Origin of the sequence: Castellaniella defragrans 65Phen (assembly GCF_000612685.1) — a bacterium.
Classification (GTDB): Bacteria; Pseudomonadota; Gammaproteobacteria; order Burkholderiales; family Burkholderiaceae_B; genus Castellaniella; species Castellaniella defragrans.
The window spans coordinates 3,605,638-3,625,007 of record NZ_HG916765.1 but is presented as its reverse complement, the minus strand read 5'-3'; the positions used below and the strand labels follow the sequence as shown (position 1 = coordinate 3,625,007).

Sequence of the window (19,370 nt, the reverse complement as noted above, 5' to 3'; positions counted from 1 at the left end):
ACGTGTTCGCCGAAGCCCGACTGACCAACCTGATCGCCAACCTGCTGGCCCTGCTGGCGGTGTTGGCGATCGTGGCCGGCGTCGTGCTCTGGACCATCCGCAGGCCCTATTTTTCGATTTCCCGGATCGAGCTGGCCCCGGTGGCCGGCGCGTCCCTGCAGTACGTGACGCCGCTGAACCTGCAGACCGCCCTGGCGGGCCAGGTGCGCGGCAACTTCTTCCTGATGGACCTGGACGCGGCCCGGCGCCGCATCGAAGCCGCGCCCTGGGTGCGCCACGCCGTCGTCCGGCGGGTGTGGCCGGCCACCCTGCAGGTGCGCATCGAGGAGCAGCAGCCGCTGGCCTTCTGGAACGAGAACCAGATGATCAACACCTGGGGCGAGGCCTTCACGGCCAACCAGGGCGAGCTGCCCGACGAGCTGGACCTGCCCCAGTTGAACGGCCCGGTGAATTCCGAGCGGCTGGTGGTGCAGCGCTACGCCGAGATCGCCCGCTGGTTCGCCCCGCTGGGCCTGAGCGTGCGCGAGGCCACGCTGACCCCGCGCTACGCCTGGGAAGTCACGCTGTCCGACGACGTGCGCCTGACGCTGGGCCGGGATCCGGCCGCCGACGTCGCCGATCCCCACGGCCGCTCCGGCGCCCTGCCGTTCGCCGCCCGCATCGAACGCTTCGTCCAGGCCTGGCCGGAACTGACCCGGCGCCTGGGCGGCCGCATGATCGCCAGCGCCGATCTGCGCTATCCGAATGGATTCGCCATCACGCTGGCCCCCGAAACCTCCGCATCCTCCCGATCGACCCGACCATGACCCGTGACATCAAAGATCTGATCGTTGCACTCGACATCGGCACCAGCAAGGTGGCCGCCGTCGTTGCCGAAATCCTGCCCGACGGCGGGTTCGAGGTGCTGGGCCTGGGACAGCACGAGTCCGAGGGCATGCGCAAGGGCGTGGTGGTCAACATCGAGTCCACCGTGAATTCCATCCAGCGCGCGCTGGAAGAGGCCGAGCTGATGGCCGACTGCAAGATCCGCGAGGTCTACACCGGCATCGCGGGCAGCCACATCACCAGCTTCAACTCCAGCGGCATGGTCGCGGTCAAGGACAAGGAAGTCACCGCCACCGACGTGGCGCGCGTGATCGAGACGGCCAAGGCCGTCAACATCCCGACCGACCAGCAGGTGCTGCACGTGCTGACGCAGGAGTTCATCGTCGATGCGCAGGAGGACATCCGCGAGCCGATCGGCATGAGCGGCATGCGCCTGGAAGTGCGCGTGCACATCGTCACGGGCGCGGTCAGCGCGGCCCAGAACATCGTCAAGTGCGTGCGCCGCTGCGGCCTGGAGGTCCAGGACCTGATCCTGCAGCCGCTCGCCTCCAGCCTGGCCTGCCTGACGGCCGACGAAAAGGAGCTGGGCGTGGTGCTGGTGGACATCGGCGGGGGCACCACCGACATCGCCATCTACACCGGCGGCGCGATCCGCCACACCTCGGTGATCCCCATCGCGGGCGACCAGGTCACCAGCGACATCGCGGCCATGCTGCGCACGCCGACGCCGGATGCCGAGGAGATCAAGCTGCGCCACGGCGTGGCCAAGCAGGCGCTGGTGGACGCCGAGGAAATGATCGAGGTGCCGGGCCTGGGGGACCGCCCCAACCGCAGCGTCAAGCGCCAGGCCCTGGGCGCGGTGATCGAGCCGCGCATGGAAGAACTGTTCGGCTTCGTGCAGCAGGTGGTGCGCGAATCCGGTTACGAGGAATTGCTGTCGTCCGGGGTCGTGCTGACCGGGGGGACGGCGCTCATGCCGGGCATGGTGGAGCTGGCCGAGGACGTGTTCCTCAAGCCGGTGCGCGTCGCCGTGCCCATGTACGAGGGAAGTCTGGCCGACGTGATGCGTAATCCGCGCTTCTCGACGGTGATGGGCTTGCTGACCGAGGCGCGCATGCAGCGCGCCCGCGGCCGCAAGGTGGCGCAGCAGAAGGGAACGGTCAAATCCATTCTGGCGCGCATGAAGGAGTGGTTCATGAATTGAGGCGGCGCCAAGGCCGCACCGGACATGGGCTTTTCAGGGGAAGTTGTTCGTTTTTCCGTATGTGAGGGAGTCAACCATGATGAATTTTGAAATGCTGGATACCAGCAGGAACGGCACCGTGATCAAGGTCGTGGGTGTCGGCGGGGCGGGCGGCAACGCCGTGGCCCACATGATCCGTTCGGGCGTGCAGGGGGTGGAATTCGTCTGCGCGAATACCGATGCCCAGGCGCTGGTCACCAGCGAGGCGCCGGTCCAGATCCGCCTGGGCCGCACCGGCCTGGGCGCCGGCGCCAAGCCCGAGCAGGGCCGCGCCGCCGCCGAGACCGCGCGCGAGGAGATCCGCGCGGCGCTGAACGGCGCCCACATGGTGTTCATCACCGCCGGCATGGGCGGCGGCACCGGGACCGGAGCCGGCCCCGTGGTGGCCGAGGTCGCCAAGGAACTGGGCATCCTGACGGTGGGCGTGGTCACCAAGCCCTTCGTCTTCGAGGGCAGCAAGCGCATGCGCATGGCCGAGGAAGGCATCCGCGAACTGTCGCGCCACGTCCATTCGCTGGTGGTGGTGCTCAACGAGAACCTGTACGAACTGATGGACGAGGACGCCACGCAGGAGGACTGCTTCCGCGCGGCCGACGACGTGCTGCACAACGCCTGCGCCGGGATCGCCGAGATCATCAACGTCGAGGGCAACGTCAACGTCGACTTCGAGGACGTCAAGACCATCATGGGCGAACAGGGCCAGGCCATGATGGGCACGGCCGTGGCTTCCGGCCCCGACCGGGCCCGCATCGCGGCCGAGCAGGCGATCGCCTGCCCGCTGCTGGAAGGCGTGGACCTGCACGGCGCGCGCGGCGTCCTGGTGAACATCACCGCCAGCCGTTCGCTCAAGATGCGCGAGACCCGCGAGATCATGGACACCATCGGCAGCTACGCCTCGGCCGACGCCACGGTGATCTTCGGCACGGCCTACGACGAGTCCATGGGCGAGGACCTGCGCGTCACGGTGGTCGCCACCGGCCTGGGCTCGGCCGCGGCCCGCCCGCAGCTGGTGTCCAACAACGTCGAGGCCCAGCGCACCGGCACGGACAACATGCCGGTGAACGTCAGCCACGACTTTTCCGGTACGGACGTGCCCTCGGTGATCCGCAATCCGCGCAGCCACGCCTCGGCCCAGGTCCGGGCCCTGGAGACGGCCGGCATGGATCACTTCGACATTCCGGCTTTCCTGCGCAAGCAGGCCGACTGACCCGGCCCGCTGCGGCGCATCACCTCACATCGCGGCTGTCGTACAGCAGTTCGCGGCGCCTGGCGCGTCTTCCCCTGCCCCTGGGGGAGGGCGCGCCTTCGCTTTGCTTTTTTCCGCCGGGTTCCGCGTTTCGCCTCTGTTGCGTTCGGCTCTGTTGCATTCGGATATCGTGGAAAACCCGGATATTGATTACAATTGCCCGATCGGCCGATGCGGGCGCGCCTCGCATGGCCATTTTCCGTAGATGAAGACTCCCATGCTCCTGCAGCGCACCATCAAGCAAGCCGTCTCCACCACCGGGGTGGGCCTGCATTCCGGCCGTCGCGTGGAAATCACCCTGCGTCCGGCCGAGCCCAATACCGGCATCGTGTTCCATCGCGTGGACCTGCCCGAGATCGTGGACCTGCCCGCGCGCGCCGACGCGGTGGGCGACACCCGCATGGCTTCGGTCCTGCAGCAGGGTTCCGTGCGCGTGTCCACCGTCGAGCACCTGATGTCGGCCCTGGCCGGCCTGGGCGTGGACAATCTGCACGTCGATCTCGACGCCGAGGAAGTCCCCATCATGGACGGCAGCGCGGGCACGTTCGTCTATCTGCTGCGCAGCGCCGGCCTGCTGGAGCAGGCCGCGCCCAAGCGCTTCCTGCGGGTGCTGAAACCCGTCGAGGTCCGCGAGGGCGAAGGCCCGGCCGCCAAATGGGCGCGGCTGGAGCCCTACGACGGCTTCGCCCTGTCCTTTTCCATCGATTTCCGGCATCCCGCCATCGACTCCACGGCCAACACGGCCGAAATCGACTTCGCCCGGGATTCCTACGTCAAGACCATCGCCCGCGCGCGCACCTTCGGCTTCGCCAGCGAGGTCGAGGCCCTGCGCTCCATGGGCCTGGCGCGCGGCGGCAGCCTGGACAACGCCATCGTCATGGACGAATACCGCGTCCTGAACGCCGACGGGCTGCGCTACGACGACGAATTCGTCAAGCACAAGATCCTCGACGCCATCGGCGACCTGTACCTGGCCGGCAAGCCCCTGGTGGCGCGCTACGTCGCCTGCAAGTCCGGCCATGGCCTGAACAACCAGCTGGTGCGCGCGCTGCTGGCGCGCCAGGATTGCTGGGAACTGGTCAGCTACGAATCGCGCGACACCGCGCCGGCCGCCTTCACCCGCGACTGGCAGCTCGCCTGATCTCGGTCGGTCCGCTCCGTGGCTCGTCCACGTCGCGGCTTGCAAGCCGCTCCGATTCGTCAGGCACGGGGCGGTCCGCGGGGACTGCCCTGTGTCCGGACCCATCCTCACGAACGATGATGGCGCAGCAGCCGGCCGATGGCGTCGGCCAGCGGGCCCGGCGCTACCCGGCGCCCCAGGTCCTCGAAGGATCGCAGGGCGCCTTCCCCCAGGGGCTCGGCTTCCCGGTGGGGCTTTTCCGTCCAGGTGCGGCCCATGGCGGCGTCGATCCGGACGACAATCCGTTCCACGGGCCAGCCGGCGTCCCGCAGGCGGGCGGCGGCGGCCTCGGTCGACTGGCGCAGCCGGGCGGCATGCGCGGGTCCGGGAACCATCACGGTGATTTGCGGTCCATCGATGCGGGCCACCCGGATCCGGCGCGCCAGGGCGGCCGGCAGCGTGCCGGCCAGCACGGCCTGGATGGCCAGCAGCTCGCGCGCCGTGCGCATCAGCTGCGCGCCCTGGGGGTGGCGGTCCAGCCATTCCAGGGCCGGAGTGCCGGAGGATCGCTGCCGCCGCGGCGGCGTCGCCATGGACATGAGGAATTTCGAGTGACGAGAGTGACGAGATCGAAACACAGCGCTCGTGCAGCGCTCTGGCTGCATTCTAACGCGCGCCTCCTGCGCAGTCTGGGCGGAGTCTGCGCCCTGGCGCTGGCCGCCTGGGGCGGGGCCCAGTGGCAGGCCTGGCGCACGCCCGCCATGGATCCCGGCCAGCGCGAGGCGATCGACTTGCGCCTGCGCCAGGATTCGGCGGCGCTGCAGGGCAGCATCGCCGGCCTGGCGGGCAAGCTGGGCGAGCTGCAGGGCCGCGTGCTGGCCATGGAGTCCGTGCGCGCCCGCGTGGCCCAGGCGGCCGGCCTGAGCTACACGGCGCCGGAACTCGACCCGGGTGTGGGCGCCGTCCGGGAGGCCTCCGCTTCCGGCGGCGCCCCGGCCCCGGCCCCTGTCTCTGCGTCTGTCGGCGGCGGTGTCGGCGCCTCCGTCCGTGCCGATGTCGGTGCCGCTGCCTCCGCCGGCGTCGCCCCCGCCGGCCGGCTGGCCGGCCTGGCGCAGGACGAGGGCGGCGACGCCCCGGTGATGGATGACATTCCCGGCCAGTCGCTGCCGGCCACCGGCGTCGGCGCCGCGGAACTGCTGGGCCGGCACATCGACGCGCTGGGCCGGCGCCTGGAGACCCAGGAGGACGCCTACGCCCTGGTGGACGCGGCCCTGTCGCGCCAGGCGGGCTTCCAGGCCAGCCTGCCCACGCTCTCGCCGGTCGATTATCCGGCGCTCAGCTCGTCCTTCGGCTGGCGCCGCAATCCGGTCAGCGGCCGCCACACCATGCACGAGGGCCTGGATTTCGTCGCCCCGCGCGGCGCGCCGATCCGGGCGGCGTCCGGCGGGCTGGTGACGCGGGCGGGCACCTGGCACGGCTACGGCCGGATGGTGGAGATCGACCACGGCAACGGCCTGCGCACCCGCTACGCCCATGCCTCCAGCGTGCTGGTGAAGGCGGGCGACATCGTCCGCCAGGGCCAGCTGATCGCGCGGGTGGGCAGCACCGGCCGGTCCACCGGCTCGCACCTGCACTTCGAGGTGCGGATGGCGGACTACCCCCTGGACCCGACCCTGTTCATCCAGGACGATGCCCGTACGCGCCTGGCGCTGGCTGCGGATCGGGTGGCGCAGGCCGAGCCCGCCGCGGCGTCCGCCGCCGATGCGGGGGCTTCCGCCCTGCGTTAAACTGCAGCGTTTACCTGCGGTCACCATTCGGCGGCCGCGCCTCACAATCTTCCGGCGTCCGATCCCCCTTCGGGCCCGCAGCGACGACACGATATGGTTTCTCTGCTCAAAAAGATCATCGGCAGCCGCAACGACCGGCTGTTGAAGCAGTACCGCAAGCAGGTCGCGCAGATCAATGCGCTCGAACCTTCCATGCAGGCCCTGTCCGACGACGCGCTGAAGGCCAAGACCGGCGAATTCCGCCAGCGGATCGCGGAAGGCAAGTCCCTCAATTCCCTGTTGCCCGAAGCCTTCGCCGTGGTGCGCGAGGCCAGCCGGCGCGTGTTCGGCATGCGCCACTTCGACGTCCAGATGCTGGGCGCCATCGCCCTGCACAACGGCAAGATCGCCGAAATGCGCACCGGCGAAGGCAAGACCCTGATGGCGACGCTGGCGGTCTACCTGAACGCCCTGAACGGCCGCGGGGTCCACGTGGTGACGGTCAACGACTACCTCGCCCGCCGGGACGCCGAATGGATGGGCCGGCTCTACGGCTTCCTGGGCATGACGGTTGGCGTGGTGGTGCCGCAGCAGGACAACGAGGAAAAGCGCGCCGCCTACCGCGCCGACATCACCTACGGCACGAACAACGAATACGGCTTCGACTACCTGCGCGACAACATGGAATTCCGCCCGGAAGACCGTCGCCAGCGCAGCCTGGCCTACGCCATCGTCGACGAGGTGGATTCGATCCTGATCGACGAGGCGCGCACGCCGCTGATCATCTCCGGCCAGGCCGAGGACAACACCGAGCTCTACATCCGCATGAACGCGGTGCCGCCCCTGCTGACGCGCATGACGGAAGAGCCCAAGCCCCACGAGCCCGAGCCCGAGGGCGACTTCTGGGTCGACGAAAAGGCCCAGCAGGTGCACCTGTCGGAAGCCGGCCAGATCAAGGCCGAGCAGATCATGGCGCGCCAGGGCATTCTGCCCGAGGGCGAGTCCCTGTACGACCCGCGCCACATCTCGCTGATGCACCATCTGCTGGTGGCCCTGCGCGCACACAACCTGTTCCACCGCGATCAGCAGTACGTGGTCCAGGACGGCGAGGTCGTCATCGTCGATGAATTCACCGGCCGCCTGATGGCGGGCCGGCGCTGGTCCGACGGCCTGCACCAGGCGGTCGAGGCCAAGGAAGGCGTGCGCATCCAGAACGAGAACCAGACGCTGGCCTCGATCACGTTCCAGAATTATTTCCGCATGTACGACAAGCTGGCGGGCATGACGGGGACGGCCGACACCGAGGCCTACGAATTCCAGGAAATCTACGGCCTGGAGACGGTCATCATCCCGACCAACCGGCCGATGGCGCGCCAGGACCAGAACGACCAGGTCTTCAAGACCGACGCGGAAAAGTACCGCGCGATCCTGGCCGACATCGTCGATTGCCACAAGCGCGGCCAGCCGGTGCTGGTGGGCACCACCAGCATCGAGAATTCCGAGCTGCTGTCCAACGCGCTGAAAAAGGAAGGCCTGCCGCACGAGGTGCTGAACGCCAAGCAGCACGCGCGCGAGGCCGAGATCGTGGCCGAGGCCGGCAAGCCGGGCCACATCACCATCGCCACCAACATGGCCGGCCGGGGCACGGACATCGTGCTGGGCGGCAGCGTGGACAAGCAGATCGACCTGGTGCGCGCCGATCCGGACCTGTCCCCGGAAGAAAAAGAGGCTCGCATCGCGGCCATCCGCGCCGAATGGGCGCCGGCCAACGAGGCCGTGAAGAAGGCCGGCGGCCTGCGCATCATCGGCACCGAGCGCCACGAGTCGCGGCGCATCGACAACCAGCTGCGCGGCCGCGCCGGCCGCCAGGGCGATCCGGGCTCCTCGCGCTTCTACCTGTCGCTGGACGATTCGCTGATGCGGATCTTCGCCGGGGACCGCGTGCGCGCCATCATGGAGCGCCTGCGCCTGCCCGAAGGCGAGCCGATCGAGGCGCGCATGGTGTCGCGCTCGATCGAGTCGGCGCAGCGCAAGGTCGAGGGCCGCAACTTCGACATCCGCAAGCAGCTGCTGGAATACGACGACGTGGCCAACGACCAGCGCAAGGTGCTCTACGCCCAGCGCAACGAGGTCCTGGAAGCGGAATCGGTGGCCGACACGATCGCCAACCTGCGCGACGCGGAGATCACGGCGGTGTTCCGCCGCTACGTGCCGGAAGAGACGATGGAAGAGCAGTGGGACGTCCCGGGCCTGCAGTCGTGCCTGGAGTCCGACTGGTCGATCGCGCTGCCGCTCACGGAGATGCTGGAAAAGGAACCCAACCTGACGGACGACGATCTGCTGGAGCGGGTGCTGGCCGAGGCCCGGCGGCTGTACGACGAGAAGGTCGCGCTGGTCGGCGAGGCCGGCTGGCGGCCGTTCGAGCGCTCGGTGCTGCTGCAGTCGCTGGACACGAACTGGCGCGCCCACCTGGCGTCGCTGGACCACCTGCGCCAGGGCATCCATCTGCGCGGCTATGCGCAGGTGGACCCGAAACAGGCCTACAAGCGCGAGGCGTTCACGCTGTTCTCGGACATGCTGGACCGCGTCCGCAACGAGACGATCCGCGTGCTGATGACGGTGCGCATCCAGTCGCGCGAGCAGGTCGCGGTCGAAGAGCCCGCCTCGCCGGCGCTGGAAAACGTGCGCTACCACCACGCCGACTACGACGCGGCGCTGCGCGGCGAGGATCTGGGCCTGGACGAGACGCCGGCCGGGGCCACCGGCCAGAAGGCGGCGACGCCGGCCGGCGCGGTCCCGCGCGTGGGGCGCAACGATCCCTGCCCGTGCGGCAGCGGGAAGAAGTACAAGCACTGCCACGGGCAGCTGAAGTAAGTCTTTCTGTTGATGATGAAAAAGGCCGGGCGTGTCCCGGCTTTTTTCATTGCTGCGGTGGGGGGCGGGGTCTCTGGCCGCGTTTCGGTCTGGGGTGTCGGCCGCCGGTGTTCTTTTGTGAGGCTTCGGCGTCGTCCTGTGGCCGCCCCGGACGCAGGTCGTCCGGTTCCGGCTGTGCCGGAACTGCCCGGCCGCCAGCCAGCCATCGGGGCGTTCGCCAAACTCGCGGGGTGGTCAGTCCCCCGGACTGACCACAAGCGTCCCGCTCGAACAGTGGCTCACTTGCCTCCCCGCTGGCTGGCTTCTGGCCGGCGGACTCCAACAGCGCCCGGTGCGGCCACAGGACGTCGCCTGACGAAGGGGAAGGCGCAGTGATGGGATACCCTGGCCTAGATCGAGTGGTTTGTCAGCAGGGCACTGGACAAGAAGCAGGACAGGCGGTTTCCGGACAAACACGGGTTTGCATCATTCGAGCGCAAAGCGCTGAACCTCTGACCCTTCATCAGCAGCACTACATGGCCTATCATCAGAAAGAGGTGTTTCAGGAATAATGAACGCTGAGGTTGGCAGGATTCCGTGTCTATGAGAACGGATATTTGGTTTGCACAAAGGCCGGTTGATGTCAGTTGCAGAGTTCATGAGATGGCCGCCGAGCTTGCAGACATCAAGGCCCGGATCAAGGCATTGCTGCAGCTCCCCTGATTTCGCCGGGCCGCACGGCCCCCTTCCGGGTGAGCTGCGCGGCCGGAAGGGGGCCGTGCGGTCGAGGTGCCGCACAAGAACCCACCGGAAACTACAGCAAAAACAGCGTCGCCAGCCCCAGGAACAGGAAGAAGCCCAGCGAATCCGTGGCGAAGGTCAGCAGCACCGACGAGCCCACGGCGGGGTCCTTGCCGAAGCGGTCGCGCAGCAGCGGGATCAGCACCCCCAGCGCCGCGCCGATCAGCATGTTGCCGACCATGGCCGCCATCATCACGCCGGCCACCGCGTAGGAACCCGAGATCATCCAGGCGAAGGTCGCCGCCACCAGGCTGCCGCAGGCGCCGACCAGGAAGGTCACCTGCAGCTCGCGCTTGACCAGCTGGGTGATGTTGGCGCCGGTGACGCGGCCCGTGGCCATGGCGCGGATGATCATGGTCATGGTCTGGTTGCCGGAATTGCCGCCGATCCCGGCCACGATGGACATCAGGAAGGCCAGGATCACGATGTGGCTGACCGTGTCCTCGAAGCGGGAGGCCACGAAGGACGCGATCGAGGCCGTGCACAGGTTCACCAGCAGCCAGGGCGCGCGGTTGCGCAGGGCGGCCAGGACGGGCGCGAAGATGTCCTCTTCCTGCAGGCCGGCGCGCGACAGCTCCTGCTCGTGGGAGTCTTCCTGCAGCACGTCCACCACCTCGTCGATGGTGACGCGGCCGATCAGGCGGCCCTGCTCGTCCACCACCGGGGCCGACACCAGGTCGTAGCGCTCGAAGGCATTGGCGGCGTCGATGTCGGGGTCCATCGGGTTCAGGCTGAGGACGTCGGGCTCCATCACCGCGCTGACCAGGGTGTCGGGTTCGCTCAGCAGCAGGCGCGACAGCGAGAGGGTGCCGCGCAGCTGGTCGGCGCGGTCCACCACGAAGATCTGGTCGGTGTGGTCGGGCAGTTCGTGCAGCCGGCGCAGGTAGCGCAGCACGACTTCCAGGGTCACGTCCTCGCGCACCCGCACCATGTCGAAGTCCATGATGGCGCCGACGGTGTCCTCCGGGTAGCCCATGGCGGCGATCAGCTGCGCGCGCTCGGCATCGGTCAGGCCTTTCTGGACCTCGGCGATGACGTCGGGCGGCAGGTCGGGGGCGAGATCGGCGATCTCGTCGGCGTCCATGGCGCCCGTGGCCGCGATCAGGTCCTCGTGGTCCATGGACTCGATCAGCGATTCGCGGACCCAGTCCTCGACTTCCAGGAGCACGTCGGCGTCGTGTTCCTGGCTGACCAGCTGCCAGACCGCCTGGCGCTGCTGCACCGGCAGGGATTCCAGGATGAAGGCGATGTCGGCCGGATGCAGCGCATTGACGATCTGGCGGATCTCGTCCTCGTGCTGGCGCTGCAGCATGCCTTCGAGCAGGTTCGAGCCGTCCTCGTCCTCGTCTTCGTGCTGGCGCTGGGCGAGCGCGTCCACGACCTCCTGGCGCTTCAGGATGGCCTGCAGTTCCTGCAGCGCCAGCTGGGCGTCTTCCGGGTCCAGGCGGCGCGGAATGACGACCGGGATGGCGGTCTCGTCGGCAACGGGCTGATCGGCCATCGATGCGCGCTCCTCAGATCGGGGGCAGGGGCCGGCTGTGGCGTTCCTCGTCGGTGGCGACGTAGGTCAGGGTGGCTTCGGTGACCTTGACGACTTCGGCCTCCAGGCGCTGGCGCTCGGCGTAGACTTCGACCGAGACCGTGATGGAGGTCCGGCCGGTGCGGATGATTTCCGCGTAGAAGCTGAGCAGGTCGCCCACGAAGACGGGCTGCTTGAAGGTGAAGGCGTTGACGGCCACGGTGGCGACCCGCCCGCCCGCGCGCCGCGTGGCGGGGATCGAGCCGGCGATGTCCACCTGGGACATGATCCAGCCCCCGAACACGTCGCCATGGATGTTGGCGTCGGCCGGCTGGGGCATGACGCGCAGGGTGACCGGGCGATCGGAGGAGGGCAGGGCAGTGGTCATGGCGGCCTCGGGATGGATGCCGGGCGCCGCGTCCGGATCGGAGGGCGCGCGTGTCGGCAAAGCGCGTATTTTAACTGTTTGTCCGGGTCGGTTTCCTGACGGCCGCGGGCCGGGGCCGCGCGCTCAGCCGGCCAGGAACCGGTGCGCCAGCAGCACCCAGTAGGCGGCGCCCAGCGGGATGATGGCGTCGTTGAAATCGTAGCTGCCGTTGTGCAGGGTGCAGGGCCCCAGGCCGTGGCCCGGCGTGCGGTGGTCGCCCATGCCGTTGCCGATCCAGACGTAGCATCCGGGGCGGGCCTGCAGCATGAAGGCGAAGTCCTCCGCCCCCATCGAGGGCCGCACCTGGGGATCGACCTGGTCGGCGCCGACCAGGTCGGCCAGCACCTGGGCGCAGAGGGCGGCCTGTTCGGGGTGGTTGACGGTGGCCGGGTATTCGCGCTGGAAGCGGAAGTCCGCCTCGCAGCGCAGCGCCTGGGCGAGCGGCCCGGTCAGCTCGCGCATGCGGGTTTCGATCAGGTCCAGCGCGCCGTGCGTCAGCGTGCGCACCGTGCCGCGCATCACGGCCTGGTCGGGGATGACGTTGTCGGCCGAGCCGGCGTGGATCTGGGTCACGCTGATGACGCCCGATTCCAGCGGGTCCAGGTCGCGGGTCAGGATGGTCTGGAAGGCCAGGGTGAGCTGGGCGGCCGCGACCACCGGGTCCACGCCCAGATGGGGCATGGCGCCGTGGGCGCCGCGGCCGCGCAGCGTGATCTCGAAGGTGCTGCTGGAGGCCATGATGGGGCCGTCGGTCAGGCCGAACGAGCCGGCGGGCAGGCCGGGCCAGTTGTGCATGCCGAACACCGCGTCCATGGGGAATTGATCGAACAGGCCGTCCTCGATCATGCGGCGCGCGCCGCCCCCGCCTTCCTCGGCGGGCTGGAAGATCACGTGCACCGTGCCGTCGAAGTCGCGCTGCCCGGCCAGGTAGCGGGCGGCGGCCAGCAGCATGGTGGTGTGGCCGTCGTGGCCGCAGGCGTGCATCGTCCCCGGGTTGCGGCTGGCATGCGGAAAGGTGTTGGCCTCGGGCATGGGCAGGGCGTCCATGTCGGCCCGCAGGCCAATGGAGCGGCCCGGCCCGCGCCCGGCGATGCGGCCGACCACGCCGGTCTCGCCCAGGCCGCGATGGACCTCGATGCCCCAGGATTCCAGCAGGCGCGCCACCGTGTCGGCCGTGCGTACTTCCTGGAAGGCGAGTTCGGGCCAGGCGTGGATGGCGCGGCGGATGTCGGTCAGGTCGGGCAGCCAGCCGCCCAGCGTGTCGAGGATCTCTTTCATGATGCCCCCTTTGTCATGGCGCCCCTTTGGGCGCGGCGCGGTCCCCCGCGCTCATGGCGCCCCCTTTGCGCGCCGATTGATCAGGCCATCCAGCGCGGCGGCGATGTGCGGGTTGGCGGCGTAGACGTAGCCGCTCTCGGGCCAGGGCTCCTGGTGGCGGATGTCCTCGCAGACGCCGCCCGCCGCGCGCACCAGCGCCGTGCCGGCGGCCACGTCCCAGGGCGCCAGGCCCATTTCCCAGTAGCCATCGTAGCGCCCGCAGGCCGTCCAGGCCAGGTCCAGGGCCGCCGAGCCCTGGCGGCGGATGCCCCGCGTGGCGTGCATCGCGTCGCGCAGCGTCGGCATGTAGAGGGATTCAAAGGAGAAGTCGCGGAAGGGGAAGCCCGTGGCCAGCACCGACTGGTCCAGCGTCGGCGTGGGGGAGCACTGGATGCGGCGGCCGTTGAGCCAGGCGCCCAGGCCGTGCAGCGCGGAGAACAGTTCTTCCCGGTTCGGGTCGTAGACCACGCCGATCAGCGGCGTGTCCTGGGGCAGCGGGGTGCGGCCGTCCAGGCGGCAGCCGGCGTGGCCGATCAGGCCGATGGAGACGGCGTAATGGGGAATGCCGCTGATGAAGTTGGTGGTGCCGTCCAGCGGGTCGATGCACCAGGTGGCCTGTGCGCCCGGCTCGCCGCCGGATTCCTCGGCGACGATGCCGATGCCGGGGGTGCGGGCGCGCAGGATGTCGATGATGGCCCGTTCGGCTTCGCGGTCGGCCTGGGACACCAGGTCGTTGCGCATCTTGTGGTCGACCACGAGATCCGCGCGGTGCAGGGCGTGGGTTTGTAGAATGGCGGCTGCGGCATGCGCCGCCGTGACGGCGGCATCCAGGCAGTCTGCCGACAGGAAGTGCGAACTGGACATGAAGCGCTGATTCCCGTGATGCGTCCGCAGGCCGCCAGCCGGCCCGCGTGGCGTGTTCATCCCATTGTACGTGACCACCGGACGAGTGTCCCCGCATGTCGGACAAGCATGAAATTTTGAAGCCTGCCTCATGGCGGGAGGACGAGCAGGGCGTGCCGCGCAGCCTGGAATACGGCGACGTCTACCACGGCGCCGCCGGGGCGCTGCCGCAGGCGCGCCACGTCTTCCTGGCGGGCAACGGCCTGCCCGGACGCTGGCGCGGGCGGGCGGCGTTCACGATCGCCGAGACCGGCTTCGGCCTGGGGCACAATTTCCTGGCCGCCTGGCGGGCCTGGCTGGACGATCCCGCGCGCAGCGGCCGGCTGCATTACCTGGCGTTCGAGGCGCACCCCTTCGCCGCGGAAGACCTGCTGCGGGCTTGGCGCCGGCTGCCCGACGAATGCCGGCCGCTGGCCCATGAGCTGGCCGGGCGCTGGCCCGCCCTGCTGCCGGGCGTCCACCGGCTGGAACTGCAGGGCGGGCGGGTCGTCCTGACCCTGATGTTCGGCGACATCCGCCGCCTGGCGCGCCAGGCGCAGGCGCGCGTCGACGCCTTCTTCCTGGATGGCTTCGCGCCGCGGGTCAATCCCGACATGTGGTCGCCCGCCGTCTTCGGCCAGCTGCGGCGCCTGGCGGTGGCCGGGGCCACGGCCGCCACCTGGTGCGCGGCCGGCCAGGTGCGGCGCGACCTGCGCGACGCCGGCTTCCTGGTCGAGAAGGCACCCGGCCTCGCCGGCAAGCGCGAGATGACGGTGGCCGTCCTGCGCCCCGGCCTGGGCGCCGCGCCGCCCGAGCCGGACCGCCGCCGCGTGGCGGTGGTGGGCGGCGGCCTGGCGGGCGCCGGAGTGGCGCAGGCCCTGGCCGCGCGCGGCCACGAGGTCGAGGTCTGGGATCCCCTGTGCGCCCTGGACGTCGATCCGGCCCTGCGCCGCCGGGGCGCCGCCGCCCTGGTGCCCGCCCTCAGTCCGGACGACGACACGCGCTCGCGCCTGAGCCGCGCCGGCCTGGCGCGGGCGCGCGCCCGCTGGCTGGACCTGGACGGCCCGGCCCGGCCGCAGGCCTGCGGCGCGCTGGTCTGCGCGCAGTCGGAGGCGCAGGCGGATCTGCAGCGCCGGGCGCTGGCGCGGCTGGGCTTCCCGGCGGACTGGGTGCGCTGGCTCGATCCGGCGCAGGCGGGGCTGCGGGCCGGGGTCGGCGTGCCCTGGGGCGGCCTCTGGTTCGCCGAGGCCTTGCGCGCATGCCCGGGCGAGCTGATCGCCGCGCTGCTGAGCCTGCCGGGTGTGACGCGCCGGGCCTGCGCCGTCGGCGCGCTGGCCGCGGCACCCGGCGGCGGCTGGTCTTTGCGGGACGCCGAGGGGCGGGAACTGGGGCGCGCGGACCATCTCGTGCTGGCCAACGCCCTGCATGCGCCGGCGCTGCTGGCCGGCGTGGTCCCGGTCGAACCCCTGGCCGTGCTGTCGCGGCTCGCGCCCCTCGCCGGCCAGGTGAGCCTGTATCCGGCGGGGGAGGCCGCGGTGCCGCGCTGCGTCCTGTCGGGGCGCGGCTACTGCCTGCCGCCCCGGGACGGCTGGGGCGTGGTCGGCAGCACCTACCGGCCCGATGCGTCCGAGGCGGTCGCGGACGAAGCCGGCCACCAGGACATCCTGGCGCGCGTGCGGGACTGGGTCGATGCGCGCGACATCCCCTGGCTGGGACGCGGCGCGGCCGTGGGATGGGCCGGCTGGCGGGCCGCCACGCGCGACCATCTGCCCGTGATCGGCCCGGTGCCGGATCGGCCGGGCCTGTGGCTTGCCTGCGCCTACGGATCGCGCGGCCTGAGCTGGTCCGCCCTGGCGGGCGACCTGATCGGCGCATGGATGGACGGCGAGCCCGTGCCCGCCGAGCGCGAACTGGTCCGGCGCATCGCCCCGCGCTGATCCCGCGCGGGTCCCGCGCCGGCCGCGGATGGATCGCCGGGCATGCGCCGGCATTTTATTTTATGGCGCAAATCCGTCAGAATAACGTCTTTTATATAAGACTCATGCGGGTAGAGTGCCCAGAGGATCACGCTGTGTCGCCCACCATCGAATTGGCGGACCAAGTTTTCGAGACCGGCCCGGTCGTCATGACGCCCTCGTGCGTCGAATGGGCGCTGCACGCCGATGAGTGGCGCTTCCGGATCGAGGCGCACGCGCCCGGCGTCTTCCGGCTGCGCTGCGGGCCGCGCACCTGGCTGGAGCCGGCCAAGCCGACGCCGCGCGCGCAGCGCCAGGCCGACATGCTGCTGGTGCGCCAGGAGCCCGTCGGCGAAATGGAATGCCGGCCGCTGGAATCCGGCGGCTGGCGCCTGACGCAGGGCGACGCCGGTCTGGAGGTCGGCGGTCCCGATGCCGGCCTGCGGCTGTCCCGCGGCGACCAGTGCGTGGCCCGCGTCCGCCTGCCGGTGCGGCCGGCCGGCGGGGGCGATGCGGGCCTCTGGACGCTTGCCTGGACGCTTGAGCCCGACGAGGGCGTGTACGGCCTGGGCGAATCCCTCGCCAGCCTGGATCGGCGCGGCGTCCGCCTGGTGTCGGACGCGCCGGCCGACCGCGCCCTGCCGCTGGCCTGGAGCCCGCGCGGCTGGGGCATGCACGTCAATACGCTGGACCGCGTGGAACACGACCTGCGCGCCGAGGGCGCCTACGCCGTCCAGGCGCGGGGCGCCGGCCTGGACCTGTTCCTGTTCGTCGGCGAGCCGTCCGAAATCCTCAACCAGTACACGGCGCTCACGGGGCGCGCCGGCCAGCCCAATCTCTGGCCCATGGGGGTCTGGCTGGACCAGGCGCCGGGCCAGTCCGTCGAGGCCAGCCTGCAGCAGGTCCGCAGCCTGCGCGGCCAGGGCATGGCGCTCGATGCGCTGCTGCTGGCCGATCCGGCCATCCTGGGCTTCCAGGTCGACAAGCCGGTATTCGAGTGGGCTGCCGACCGCATTCCCGACTGGCGTGCTTGCGCGGCGGCGGCGTCCGCGCTCGACGTCCACCTGGCGGGCGCCTGCATTCCCGGCGTCCTGCAGGGCACGCCGCTGTTCGACGAATGGGCAGACCGGGGCTGGCTGCTGTGCGACGACGAAGGCGAGCCCTGGGTCTGCCCCGGCACGCCGGCCTCCGGCGGGCGGCCGTTCGGACTGCTGGACCTGACGCACCGGGACGCGGCCCGCCTGTGGACCGAACGCCATCTGCAAGCCGTGGAAGAAGGCCTGGACGCGCCGGCCTGCCAGGCGCAGTTCGACCTGCCCGACGGGATCGAGGCCCGCGGCGGCGAAACCGGCGCGGTGCTGCGCACGGCCTATCCCCACCTGGCGCGCCGCGCCCTGTTCGATGCCGTCGCCGGCCCGCGCACGCCCCAGGAAGGCGTGATGCTCAGCCGCGACCTGTTCCCCGGGGTGCAGCGCTTCGCCTGGCAGCAGGGGCCGGACGTGGACAACGACTGGGACGGCTACGCGGCCACGCTGCGGGCCGCGCTGGCGGTGGGCAACAGCGGCGTGGCGGTGCAGACCCATCGTCTGGGCAACGCCCAGCGCCCGGCCGACACCATGACGCCCGAGCTCTATCTGCGCTGGCTGGCGATGGGCGTGTTTTCCGCCAATTTCAGCTTCCAGGGGCTGCCGGCGCTGATGCCGGACGCCTTCGACGCCGACACGCGCGCCCTGGTGGCGCACTGGCTGCAGTGGCGCTACCGGCTGCTGCCCTACGTGGCCGGCATCATCGACGACGCCGTGCGCACCGGCCTGCCGGTGCAGCGTTCCATGGCCCAGGCCTATCCCGCCGACGCCGACGCGCATGCCTGGGACACGCAGTACCTGCTGGGGCCGGCGCTGCTGGTGGCGCCGGTGATGCGCCCCGGCGGCGCGACCGAGGTCTATCTGCCCCGCGGCGACGCCTGGTGGGACCTGAACACGGGCTGGCGCTACGAAGGCGGCACCCGCTGGACGGTGCGCCCCGGCCTGGACACGCTGCCGGTCTTCGGCCGCGAGGGCCACATGCTGTGCCTGGGGCCGGCGGCCCAGCACACCGGCGAGATCAATTCGGCCCGGATCCTGGAAGAAGTCTGGATGTTCGGCATGCCGGAGCACAATCCGGTGGTGATGCGCAACAAGATCCGCGTCATGCAGATGCAGGGCTCCAGCTACATCAAGGGCCTGGAAGGCCTGCGCATCCTGCCGTCCGAAGGTCTGGAGGTCAAGCGCCGCGGGGCCGAGGTGCGGATTTCCCGCGCGAGGTAGGGTCGTGGGCAAGAAGCCCGCGACTCTTCCGGTTGGCGTATTTTCCCGCCTCGCGGCTTGCGGGCCGCCCGGATTCGCCAGGCATGGGGCAGTCCATTGGGACCGCCCCATGTCCAGGCTCATCCCGGCGGCGAAAAGTGGACTCTACGCCTGCAGCGCCTCGGCGCGGCAGGGCACGTCGATGCACAGGCCGGGATCGAAATCGGGGTTCTCGTTCGTGCCGTTGAAGTAATAGCCGCGCGGGTTGCAGACGACGCGGGCGCCATACACCGAGTAGTCGAAGCTGTCGTGCGTGTGGCCGTGGATCCAGAGATCGGCCCGACCCAGCAGGCCGGCGCATTCGGACACGAAGCTCGCGCTGACCAGCGATTCGGCGAAGCGCGGATGCACGCTGCGCATGTTGGGCGCGTGGTGGGTGATGACCACCGTCGGCCCCGGGTGGGGCGCGTCCAGCTGGGCGTCCAGCCAGTCGTACTGCTCGCGGAACAGCGCGGCGGCGTCCCGCGGCGTGAAGCGCGTGCCGTCGCCGTTGCCGATGACCTGGAAGTCGCGCAGGTATTCCGCCGAGCGTTCCATGGCCAGGTCGCGCAGCTCGGCGCCGAACAGCTCGAAATCCGCCCACAGGGTGGCGCCCAGGAAGCGCACGCCGCCGATCACCACGGCCCGCTGGTCCAGCAGTTCGATGCCGCGGGCCTGCGCCTGCTCGGCCAGTTCCGCGCGCACGGCGGGGATGGTGCCGCCGTAGAATTCGTGGTTGCCCGGCACGTACAGCACGGGGCGGGGAATCCGGCCGGCCCATTCCATCGCCGCCCGGGGGCGGGCGATGTCGCCGGCGAGGATGGTGAGGTCCGCCTGGACGTCGGGCGGTTCCAGGCCCTGCAGGCTGAGGTGCAGGTCGGACAGGATGTGCAGCCGCAGGGGCGGTCTGGCGGTGGGGTGGGGCATGGAACGGTCTCTCGTGGACTCCGGGCGCTTGACGCTGTATTGATGCAATGTCAAAATAAAAGGCTTCGTGGGTCGTTAGCTCAGTCGGTAGAGCACCGGACTTTTAATCCGTTGGTCGCGCGTTCGAGCCGCGCACGACCCACCAGAATCCTCCTTGCGAATCCA

14 protein-coding genes and 1 tRNA gene are annotated in these 19,370 nt (G+C 70.3%); 9 read left to right on the top strand and 6 right to left on the bottom strand.

The window, feature by feature from the left end:
• The first annotated feature begins 2 nt into the window (after positions 1-2).
• From BN940_RS16145 to lpxC, 4 genes are all read left to right on the top strand, one after another.
• Positions 3-806: a cell division protein FtsQ/DivIB gene (locus tag BN940_RS16145; RefSeq protein ID WP_043684670.1), complete on the top strand. Its 804-nt coding sequence runs from the start codon at positions 3-5 to the stop codon at positions 804-806.
• Positions 803-2,029 carry a cell division protein FtsA gene (gene ftsA, locus BN940_RS16140; protein ID WP_043684668.1) on the top strand — a complete coding sequence of 409 codons (1,227 nt, stop codon included), beginning with the start codon at positions 803-805 and terminating at the stop codon, positions 2,027-2,029. The genes BN940_RS16145 and ftsA overlap by 4 nt, the downstream gene beginning before the upstream one ends.
• A gap of 76 nt (positions 2,030-2,105) precedes the next feature.
• Positions 2,106-3,275: a cell division protein FtsZ gene (gene ftsZ, locus BN940_RS16135; protein ID WP_043684665.1), complete on the top strand. Its 1,170-nt coding sequence runs from the start codon at positions 2,106-2,108 to the stop codon at positions 3,273-3,275.
• Positions 3,276-3,531: 256 nt separating this feature from the next.
• The gene (gene lpxC / locus BN940_RS16130; RefSeq protein WP_043684662.1) at positions 3,532-4,455 is read left to right on the top strand and encodes a UDP-3-O-acyl-N-acetylglucosamine deacetylase; all 924 of its coding nucleotides are present in this window, start codon (positions 3,532-3,534) and stop codon (positions 4,453-4,455) included.
• 107 nt (positions 4,456-4,562) lie between these two features.
• Here lpxC and BN940_RS16125 read toward each other — a convergent pair whose 3' ends face one another.
• Complete coding sequence (locus BN940_RS16125; protein ID WP_043684659.1) at positions 4,563-5,033, bottom strand: DciA family protein; 471 nt, start codon at positions 5,031-5,033, stop codon at positions 4,563-4,565.
• 21 nt (positions 5,034-5,054) lie between these two features.
• Between BN940_RS16125 and BN940_RS18100 the strand changes: the two genes are divergently transcribed.
• Positions 5,055-6,221, top strand: coding sequence for a M23 family metallopeptidase (locus BN940_RS18100; protein ID WP_242404218.1), 1,167 nt, complete (start codon positions 5,055-5,057; stop codon positions 6,219-6,221).
• Positions 6,222-6,314: 93 nt separating this feature from the next.
• The gene (secA, locus tag BN940_RS16115) at positions 6,315-9,074 is read left to right on the top strand and encodes a preprotein translocase subunit SecA (RefSeq protein WP_043684657.1); all 2,760 of its coding nucleotides are present in this window, start codon (positions 6,315-6,317) and stop codon (positions 9,072-9,074) included.
• A gap of 793 nt (positions 9,075-9,867) precedes the next feature.
• Here secA and mgtE read toward each other — a convergent pair.
• From mgtE to BN940_RS16095, 4 genes are all read right to left on the bottom strand, one after another.
• On the bottom strand, positions 9,868-11,355 hold the full coding sequence (gene mgtE / locus BN940_RS16110; RefSeq protein WP_052355961.1) for a magnesium transporter: 1,488 nt from the start codon (positions 11,353-11,355) through the stop codon (positions 9,868-9,870).
• 13 nt (positions 11,356-11,368) lie between these two features.
• Entirely contained in the window at positions 11,369-11,761 is a 393-nt protein-coding gene (locus BN940_RS16105) for an acyl-CoA thioesterase (protein WP_043687809.1), read from the bottom strand.
• A 123-nt stretch (positions 11,762-11,884) separates the two neighbouring features.
• Positions 11,885-13,078, bottom strand: a complete 1,194-nt coding sequence (locus BN940_RS16100; protein ID WP_043684654.1) for a M20 aminoacylase family protein — start codon at positions 13,076-13,078, stop codon at positions 11,885-11,887.
• A gap of 51 nt (positions 13,079-13,129) precedes the next feature.
• The gene (locus tag BN940_RS16095) at positions 13,130-13,981 is read right to left on the bottom strand and encodes an inositol monophosphatase family protein (protein ID WP_043684651.1); all 852 of its coding nucleotides are present in this window, start codon (positions 13,979-13,981) and stop codon (positions 13,130-13,132) included.
• A gap of 116 nt (positions 13,982-14,097) precedes the next feature.
• Here BN940_RS16095 and mnmC point away from each other — a divergent pair, with 116 nt between their 5' ends.
• Positions 14,098-15,936, top strand: a complete 1,839-nt coding sequence (mnmC, locus tag BN940_RS18095) for a bifunctional tRNA (5-methylaminomethyl-2-thiouridine)(34)-methyltransferase MnmC2/FAD-dependent 5-carboxymethylaminomethyl-2-thiouridine(34) oxidoreductase MnmC1 (protein WP_338075597.1) — start codon at positions 14,098-14,100, stop codon at positions 15,934-15,936.
• A 188-nt stretch (positions 15,937-16,124) separates the two neighbouring features.
• On the top strand, positions 16,125-18,260 hold the full coding sequence (locus BN940_RS16085; protein ID WP_043687807.1) for a glycoside hydrolase family 31 protein: 2,136 nt from the start codon (positions 16,125-16,127) through the stop codon (positions 18,258-18,260).
• A gap of 144 nt (positions 18,261-18,404) precedes the next feature.
• Here the strand turns inward: BN940_RS16085 and BN940_RS16080 are convergent, their stop codons facing one another.
• On the bottom strand, positions 18,405-19,205 hold the full coding sequence (locus BN940_RS16080) for a metallophosphoesterase (RefSeq protein ID WP_242404217.1): 801 nt from the start codon (positions 19,203-19,205) through the stop codon (positions 18,405-18,407).
• Positions 19,206-19,274: 69 nt separating this feature from the next.
• Between BN940_RS16080 and BN940_RS16075 the strand changes: the two genes are divergently transcribed.
• Positions 19,275-19,350: transfer RNA gene (locus BN940_RS16075), tRNA-Lys, on the top strand.
• Positions 19,351-19,370 lie beyond the last annotated feature (20 nt).

Coding starts and splice junctions, on each gene's coding strand:
- BN940_RS16095 (WP_043684651.1), bottom strand. CDS start 13,981: ATGTCCAGTTCGCACTTCCTGTCGGCAGACTGCCTGGATGCCGCCGTC.
- ftsZ (WP_043684665.1), top strand. CDS start 2,106: ATGATGAATTTTGAAATGCTGGATACCAGCAGGAACGGCACCGTGATC.
- lpxC (WP_043684662.1), top strand. CDS start 3,532: ATGCTCCTGCAGCGCACCATCAAGCAAGCCGTCTCCACCACCGGGGTG.
- BN940_RS16125 (WP_043684659.1), bottom strand. CDS start 5,033: ATGTCCATGGCGACGCCGCCGCGGCGGCAGCGATCCTCCGGCACTCCG.
- secA (WP_043684657.1), top strand. CDS start 6,315: ATGGTTTCTCTGCTCAAAAAGATCATCGGCAGCCGCAACGACCGGCTG.
- mgtE (WP_052355961.1), bottom strand. CDS start 11,355: ATGGCCGATCAGCCCGTTGCCGACGAGACCGCCATCCCGGTCGTCATT.
- ftsA (WP_043684668.1), top strand. CDS start 803: ATGACCCGTGACATCAAAGATCTGATCGTTGCACTCGACATCGGCACC.
- BN940_RS16085 (WP_043687807.1), top strand. CDS start 16,125: ATGACGCCCTCGTGCGTCGAATGGGCGCTGCACGCCGATGAGTGGCGC.
- BN940_RS16100 (WP_043684654.1), bottom strand. CDS start 13,078: ATGAAAGAGATCCTCGACACGCTGGGCGGCTGGCTGCCCGACCTGACC.
- BN940_RS16105 (WP_043687809.1), bottom strand. CDS start 11,761: ATGACCACTGCCCTGCCCTCCTCCGATCGCCCGGTCACCCTGCGCGTC.
- BN940_RS16080 (WP_242404217.1), bottom strand. CDS start 19,205: ATGCCCCACCCCACCGCCAGACCGCCCCTGCGGCTGCACATCCTGTCC.